Genomic DNA, 6,319 nt, shown 5'->3' on the forward strand with positions numbered 1-6,319 from the left:
TATAAAAACGCAAAGCCCGTACTAGGCCTGTTCTTGCTTGAATCGGTCGATGCGGTCCTGCACTTTATAGGCAATGGCGTCGCGGTACTTCTTTTCGGGCGTGGTGCTCCAGATGTCGCGGTCGTCTTCGTCGGAAGTCAACACCTCAGCCCAGCGCACCACCCATACATTCACCACCGGGCGCTGCTCACCAAATGCAGCCTTGGCCTGTAGTAAGGCTTCGGTGGCCGATGCCGCGCGCACCATGCCCACGTGCGTGTGCGCCTTGCCGCGTTTCTTGAGGTGAAAAATGGCGTAATCTTCCTCGCCGCGGGCGTAAGCTTCGGCCTGCTGCACACTTTCGTCGGGAGCGGTGCCCGCTTCCGTCGGCAGCGCCTCCGTAATGGTGTCGTACACCGATTCCGTGTCGCCAACGTAGCCCGTGAGGCTGATGGCCCGGGTGGGTGTCACCCACATGCCCGTGCACGGGAAACGGCGGCTGTATTGCTCCTTGGCAAAAAGAAAGGCCACGTCGGGCGTGGGGGCGTGCACCGGGCCTACATATGTAAAAGCGGCGCCGTCCTTTTTCTGGTGAAACACCTCGAAAGTCTCAAACTGGTCGAGGGTTTCTTTGGGAGCAATGGCCGGGTCGGAATCCGGCAGACCCAGGCGGGTGATACGTGGGTCGAGGGAAGTAAGCATGATGGGGAAGTGGTGAGTAGCGAAATGGTGAAATGGTGAGCGTCGTAGAACGTCAGACTCACGATTTCACCATCACACAAGTTCACAGAGTAGGGAGAGCAGCAGCAGGGTACCCGAATTTCGGGGAAATGCAGGGGGGAATGCAGCTTCAGGTACCCCGCCGCGCTCGTTTCAAGGGTCATTTACCAATAGCCATTTAGCAGCCCGGAGCGGGAAACGTGGGAAAGCGGCTGCTAAATGGCCAATGGCAAATGCTTAGGCCAGCGGCCGCACGTATTTCGTGGCTTGCTGCTTGGCTTGTAGTGCCCGGCGTACCCAGGCACCGTTTTCCTCGGCGGCACGGCGTACCGCGAGGCGTTCTTTGTTGCAGGGGCCGTCGCCGTTAATCACGCGGCGCAGTTCGTCCCAATCCGGCTCAGTGTATTCCCACTTGCCGGTTTCCTCGTTTTTGCGCAGGTTCGGATCGGGAATGGTCAGGCCGATTTCCAGAATCTTCGGCACGTACATGTCGAGGAATTGCTGGCGGCAATCGTCGTTGGAAGCCATTTTTACTTTCCAACGCATCAGGATTTCGGTGTGCTGGCTCATCTTATCGGCCGGGCCGAAGAACGTCATGATGGGCGGCCACCAGCGGTTGAGGGCTTCCTGCATCATGCGACGCTGCGTGGGCGTGCCGGTGGCCATGTGCACCACGGCATCGTGGCCGTACTTCAGGTGAAAGGATTCCTCGGCGCAGATCCGCTCTAGAGCGCGGCAGTACGGGCCGTACGAGCCTTTGGCGTTAGCCATCTGGTTAACGATGGCGCCGGCGTCGATCAGCCAGGAAATAACATTGGAGTCGGCCCAGGTCGGAGTAGGGTAGTTGAAGACGTTGGAGTACTTCGACTTGCCGTTGATCAGGTCCGTAATCATGTCCTCGCGGGTCTTGCCCAGCGTTTCGGCGGCCGAGTACAAGAGCTGCGCATGACCTACTTCATCCTGCACCTTGGCCATTTGGGCCATTTTGCGACGGAAGCCAGGGGCACGGGTAATCCACGTGCCTTCGGGCAGAGAGCCGATGATTTCGGAGTGGGCGTGCTGCTCAATCATACGAATGAGCTGCTTGCGGTACAAAGCCGGCATCCAATCGTTCGGCTCGATTTTCTCGCCGCGGGCAATGCGGGCCTCGAATTCAGCCAGCTTCTGCGGGTCCTCGTTTTCGAGTCCGGTAGAGGCTTGGGCCGGAATGTCGTGGGTGCTGACGGATCCGTACATGGTAGGGTGAAATTGGCGTGGGAATACTGATTTAGTTAGCCAAACCGCCGAGAAGCTGATCGGTTAGGCGTTCGGCAATCTGATCGGGGCTGAGCTTGCCATCGGTGCGGTACCAGTTGGGCAGCCACGTCAGGCTAGCAAACAGCGTCAGCGCCGCAAAAGCAGGGTCGGGCGTGCGCAGCTCGCCAGCGGCCACGCCGCGGGCAATCAGCTCACGGTAAGCCGCTTCGTAGTTCTGGCGCAGCTTCAAAAACTCCGAGTGCGCCGGCTCGCTCAGGTGCCGCCACTCGTGCAAAAACACCACGGAAGCATCGGCATCGTGAATCAGCACGCGCACGTGGCTTTCGATGGCGCGGCGCAGCTGCGTCGCAGGAGAAGCTGCTGGGTCGGCCGTGGCCTCGTTCAGACCAGCCATGAATTCATCGGCCAGGCGGAAGCAAATGCGGTGCAAAATCTCTTCCTTGGAACGGATATGCGAGTAAATGCTCCCGGCTTCAATGCCCAGGGCGGCGGCTAGCTCGCGCATGCTCGTGGCGGCGTAGCCCCGCTGGCGAAACAGCGCGGTTGCCGTCTGATCAATTTGAGCTTTACGCGAAAGGGTAGGGGCCGAAGTTTCCATAGATGCACTAGGCAAACAAATATATGGTTCCTAACGTTCGTTAGCAACTCCAAGTTGCAATATTCTTTTGGGTTTGGCTGTACCCCAACTAATCCCGTGCTTGCGGAATCATTGGTTCTAAATAAACGCATGAATCTTCGCATTTGTCTGCTCGGGGCTGGATTGCTCGTTACAGCCGCCGCATGTAATTCCTCTACTGATCGGCCCGAACAGGCCACCGAGGCAACAGCATCGGTTTCGGGAAGCACTGCCACATCGCCGGATAACAGGATCAACGTAACCAAGCAGTTTGTACACTGGTATCAGGCTAATCATCAGAGCCTCAATAAACTGTTGAATGCGGTAATCAGGACGGAGGGCACAGGCCACGCGGCTCATTACCGCGTCGATTTCGCAAAAGCGGAGCTGTACCTAAGCGAGCTGAGCAAGTCTGGCCTTTTCAGCGAGCGGTTTGTCGAAGAAAAGCGGCAGCAGTTTCAGCAGGCCGACGAAAAGCTTTCGGTAACTAAGCAGCACGGCGGGCCAGCGGAGGGCTTTGAGTACGATTGGCTGCTGTACTCGCAGGAGGCGGACGACGTGCTGAGTTCAGCGGCCAAGGCCGCGTATCAGGCCCAATCAACGGCAGCCATGCCCAACGCGGTGCTGGTGACGGTGCCGGAGTACGGACGCTACCAAGTGGAAATGGTGGAGGAGCACGAGGCGCCCAAGATCGAGCGCATTACGCTGCTTCCTCCAGCGAATAAGAAGCAATAGGGTTTGGTGAAGCCAAACGTTCCTCAGCAGAGCTTTGCATCATGGGCTTGCCGCCGCACTGTCAGCGCTACGGCAGCCACCACTAATCAGGAGCAGTAAAAGCATGTCTGCCCTACTCTACGAGCGGGGTGAGCGGTAATTAGAGTTGAGGAAAACAAGCTCTTTTTTGCTGCTGAGGCAGCTAGATCATGTTAAGAATTAGGCGCGCCGCAAGCCCAAGCCCGAGCAGCATCGACGTCGTTGTACACGCGGACTTCAAAGGACAATCCTAGTGCTTGGGTTTTGTAAGCGCTGTTGATGAGCAACTGGTTGAGTGGATCGGCGGCCTCGACGCGCGCGAAGCGGGTAATGCCAATATCAGCCATGATGGGCAGCGCATTGGCGGCAATCCAATCTATATCGGTCGGGCGAACGGGGCCCAAAAGCCGGTCATCGGCTATCCAACTCGTAGCCTGGTGTTCACGGGCTGCGGCTAGCGCGTCTAGTACGGCTTGGCGTAGGTCTGCGCTGTTGATGAATCCGCTCCATTGGGCCTCAATGGCACAGCTGGCCCCTTCATGCAGATACAGGTTGAGAAAAGGGTAGGTCTTAAGTAAGCGCATTCGGGGTGGGAGCAATGGGGAAGCTGCGGATTGGCAGCTGAGAAATGAGAAAGCGGTTAAATGGACCCGCAAGCCCAGGCCCGGGCAGCCTTGATGTCGGTGAACACGCGTAGCTCAAAGGGAAGCGTGGCTTGGGCTTCCTCTTGCACCTGACCGATGAGCATCTGGTTCAACGGATCAAGGGCCTCGATGCGGGCCATGCGCTTGACACCAATGTCCACCAACTCAGACAGCGCTACCGTGCCAATCCATTCCAGATCGGCCGGGCGTACGGGGCCAAGCAAGCGGTCATCGGCAATCCAACCGCTGATGCGGTGCTGGCGCGCCAGCTTCAAGGCGTCGCCTACGGCTTGGCGCAAGAAGGTGCTGCTAACAAAGCCTTTCCAGTGCGCCTCTAGCGCCCGACCGGGACTTTGGTGCAGGTATAAGTCAAGAAAGGAGTAGGTGGCTAGCAGTTGCATACCAAGTTACTTCTGCCGCTGCTGGAGCAGCTGGATGATCATTTCCTTATCGGCTAGTTGGCTGCGCAGCAACTCGTTTTCGCGTTGCAGTGCTGCCACCGTTTTTTCGCAGTCTTCGGTACTGCTGAAGCGTTGGGCGCTGCTGCTCTGCGCCAAGCTGCCGGTGGTTCCGACTTGGCTGACGCTGCGGTTTGATCGATAGATTGCAGGGAATTCAGCGGCTTCTGTCAATTGATGAAACATGGCTCCCTGGCCCAGCAAAAGCCACTCGGCCCTAACCTCCGGCACCTTTCTCAATAGATTCTCGATAAAATCTGAGCCTGGCTTGGAGCCTCTGTCTATGTAATTGCGCAGGGTGCCGTCCTTTATGTCTAAGCGGTTTGCAAAGGCTCTACCACTAATGCCGAGCGCGGATATCAATACCTTGATGCGCTCATTGATAGTATTTCCTTCTTGCTTAGGCTCCATTGATTATTGCCGTGCTGTCAATATGCTGGATTGCGTGCAATCAATTTACACATGCTTGTGCATACGTACAGTACAGGGGGCTTGAAAGATAAGGTCAAGCATTTATATGTTCCAAAGAATATCGGAACACGCCGTAGCCGATCGGCAGAAATACTTTTATCCGCAAGGTGAATTGAGTAGGAAACTGATCCGAGTGCACAGCAGAGGCCAGGTCCGATTGAGCGCTACTGCCGTACGGTATCAGTCCGAAAAATAGGGGAGTATGCGCCGCCCGAGTTCGAGCGCATTATACTGCTTGGTCTCAGCCATAAGAGGCAGTAAGTTTTCGAAGAGCAGAAGATTACCTTTGCGGCCCTTTGCACCGTAGTGCTAATGCTATGTCAGAACAAGTCACTCCGCTTAATAAAGTCGGCGAAATCGGCCTGATTCGCCTCATTCAGAATACCATCACCCTGCACCAACCCACCACGGTACTGGGCATCGGCGACGACGCGGCCATCATCGCGCCGCCGGCCGAGCACGAAGTAGTGGTCAGCACCGATCTGCTGGTGGAAGGGGTGCATTTTGATTTGATGTTCTGCCCGCTCAAGCACCTCGGCTACAAAGCCGTGGCCGTAAACGTGTCGGACATTGCGGCCATGAACGCCCTGCCCACGCAGATTACGGTGAGCCTGGCCTTGCCCAACCGGTTTTCGGTGGAAGCGGTGCAGGAGTTCTATGAAGGCGTTCGGCTTGCTTCGGAAGCGTATCGGGTGGACGTAATCGGCGGCGACACCACGTCGTCGCGGGCGGGGCTGGTCATTTCAGTGACGGCCATGGGCACGGCTCCCCGCGGCAAGGCGGTGCGGCGCAGCGGTGCCAAAGTCAACGACCTGATCTGCGTAACCGGTGACCTAGGGGGCGCTTACCTCGGCCTGCAAATATTGGAGCGCGAAAAGCAGGCCTACCTGGCCGACCCCGAAACGCAGCCCAACCTGGCTGCCTATGATTACGTGGTGCAGCGCCAGCTTCGGCCCGAAGCCCGCATGGACGTGGTGCACATGCTTCGGGATATGGAGGTGGTGCCCACCAGCATGATTGACATTTCCGATGGACTAGCTTCCGAAATCATGCACCTCTGCACGGCGTCGGGCGTAGGGGCCACCATCTTTTCCGACCGCCTGCCGGCCGACCAGCAGGTGTACGACGTGGCGGATGAGTTTCGCCTCGACCCGGTGATGTGCATCCTCAACGGCGGCGAGGATTACGAGCTGCTGTTCACCGTGCCGCTCACCGATTTTGACAAGCTTAAGAATCACCCGGACATTACCATCATTGGTAAGGTTACGGAAGCCGCCGACGGCGCTATTCTGGCCACGAAGGGCGGCAACGCCGTGCCGCTGCGGGCGCAGGGCTGGTCGCATTTCGGGCGGCAGTAAAACGAAAGTGGTGCCACGGCCTATAAGCTGTGGCACCACTCTTTTTGAGCTGCCATTAATTTC

At 57.4% G+C, this 6,319-nt stretch carries 8 protein-coding genes; 2 read left to right on the top strand and 6 right to left on the bottom strand.

Features of this window, described 5'->3' with window-relative positions; translation table 11 throughout:
• Nucleotides 1-21: 21 nt before the first annotated feature.
• The 3 genes from AC5FXY_RS16800 to AC5FXY_RS16810 all read right to left on the bottom strand — a co-directional run bounded on the left by AC5FXY_RS16800 (nucleotide 22) and on the right by AC5FXY_RS16810 (nucleotide 2,554).
• Nucleotides 22-681 carry a phenylacetic acid degradation b gene (locus AC5FXY_RS16800; protein WP_493557863.1) on the bottom strand — a complete coding sequence of 220 codons (660 nt, stop codon included), beginning with the start codon at nucleotides 679-681 and terminating at the stop codon, nucleotides 22-24.
• Nucleotides 682-936: 255 nt separating this feature from the next.
• Nucleotides 937-1,935, bottom strand: coding sequence for a 1,2-phenylacetyl-CoA epoxidase subunit PaaA (gene paaA / locus AC5FXY_RS16805; protein ID WP_493557864.1), 999 nt, complete (start codon nucleotides 1,933-1,935; stop codon nucleotides 937-939).
• Between the two features lie 31 nt (nucleotides 1,936-1,966).
• On the bottom strand, nucleotides 1,967-2,554 hold the full coding sequence (locus AC5FXY_RS16810; RefSeq protein WP_493557865.1) for a TetR/AcrR family transcriptional regulator: 588 nt from the start codon (nucleotides 2,552-2,554) through the stop codon (nucleotides 1,967-1,969).
• A 129-nt stretch (nucleotides 2,555-2,683) separates the two neighbouring features.
• Between AC5FXY_RS16810 and AC5FXY_RS16815 the strand changes: the two genes are divergently transcribed.
• Complete coding sequence (locus AC5FXY_RS16815; protein ID WP_493557866.1) at nucleotides 2,684-3,307, top strand: hypothetical protein; 624 nt, start codon at nucleotides 2,684-2,686, stop codon at nucleotides 3,305-3,307.
• 191 nt (nucleotides 3,308-3,498) lie between these two features.
• Here AC5FXY_RS16815 and AC5FXY_RS16820 read toward each other — a convergent pair whose 3' ends face one another.
• From AC5FXY_RS16820 to AC5FXY_RS16830, 3 genes are read right to left on the bottom strand one after another with little or no spacing between them, the layout of a single operon-like run.
• Nucleotides 3,499-3,909 carry a hypothetical protein gene (locus AC5FXY_RS16820; protein ID WP_493557867.1) on the bottom strand — a complete coding sequence of 137 codons (411 nt, stop codon included), beginning with the start codon at nucleotides 3,907-3,909 and terminating at the stop codon, nucleotides 3,499-3,501.
• Nucleotides 3,910-3,965: 56 nt separating this feature from the next.
• Nucleotides 3,966-4,370 (bottom strand): hypothetical protein, encoded by a 405-nt coding sequence (locus AC5FXY_RS16825; protein WP_493557868.1) that lies wholly within the window; start codon nucleotides 4,368-4,370, stop codon nucleotides 3,966-3,968.
• Between the two features lie 6 nt (nucleotides 4,371-4,376).
• Nucleotides 4,377-4,838 carry a helix-turn-helix domain-containing protein gene (locus AC5FXY_RS16830; RefSeq protein ID WP_493557869.1) on the bottom strand — a complete coding sequence of 154 codons (462 nt, stop codon included), beginning with the start codon at nucleotides 4,836-4,838 and terminating at the stop codon, nucleotides 4,377-4,379.
• Between the two features lie 377 nt (nucleotides 4,839-5,215).
• On the opposite strand from AC5FXY_RS16830, the gene thiL reads away from it, so the two are divergent.
• The gene (gene thiL, locus AC5FXY_RS16835; protein ID WP_493557870.1) at nucleotides 5,216-6,256 is read left to right on the top strand and encodes a thiamine-phosphate kinase; all 1,041 of its coding nucleotides are present in this window, start codon (nucleotides 5,216-5,218) and stop codon (nucleotides 6,254-6,256) included.
• The last annotated feature ends 63 nt before the right edge of the window (nucleotides 6,257-6,319 follow it).

The organism is Hymenobacter sp. FMD4, assembly GCF_058932745.1.

Coding starts and splice junctions, on each gene's coding strand:
- AC5FXY_RS16800 (WP_493557863.1), bottom strand. CDS start 681: ATGCTTACTTCCCTCGACCCACGTATCACCCGCCTGGGTCTGCCGGAT.
- paaA (WP_493557864.1), bottom strand. CDS start 1,935: ATGTACGGATCCGTCAGCACCCACGACATTCCGGCCCAAGCCTCTACC.
- AC5FXY_RS16810 (WP_493557865.1), bottom strand. CDS start 2,554: ATGGAAACTTCGGCCCCTACCCTTTCGCGTAAAGCTCAAATTGATCAG.
- AC5FXY_RS16815 (WP_493557866.1), top strand. CDS start 2,684: ATGAATCTTCGCATTTGTCTGCTCGGGGCTGGATTGCTCGTTACAGCC.
- AC5FXY_RS16820 (WP_493557867.1), bottom strand. CDS start 3,909: ATGCGCTTACTTAAGACCTACCCTTTTCTCAACCTGTATCTGCATGAA.
- AC5FXY_RS16825 (WP_493557868.1), bottom strand. CDS start 4,370: ATGCAACTGCTAGCCACCTACTCCTTTCTTGACTTATACCTGCACCAA.
- AC5FXY_RS16830 (WP_493557869.1), bottom strand. CDS start 4,838: ATGGAGCCTAAGCAAGAAGGAAATACTATCAATGAGCGCATCAAGGTA.
- thiL (WP_493557870.1), top strand. CDS start 5,216: ATGTCAGAACAAGTCACTCCGCTTAATAAAGTCGGCGAAATCGGCCTG.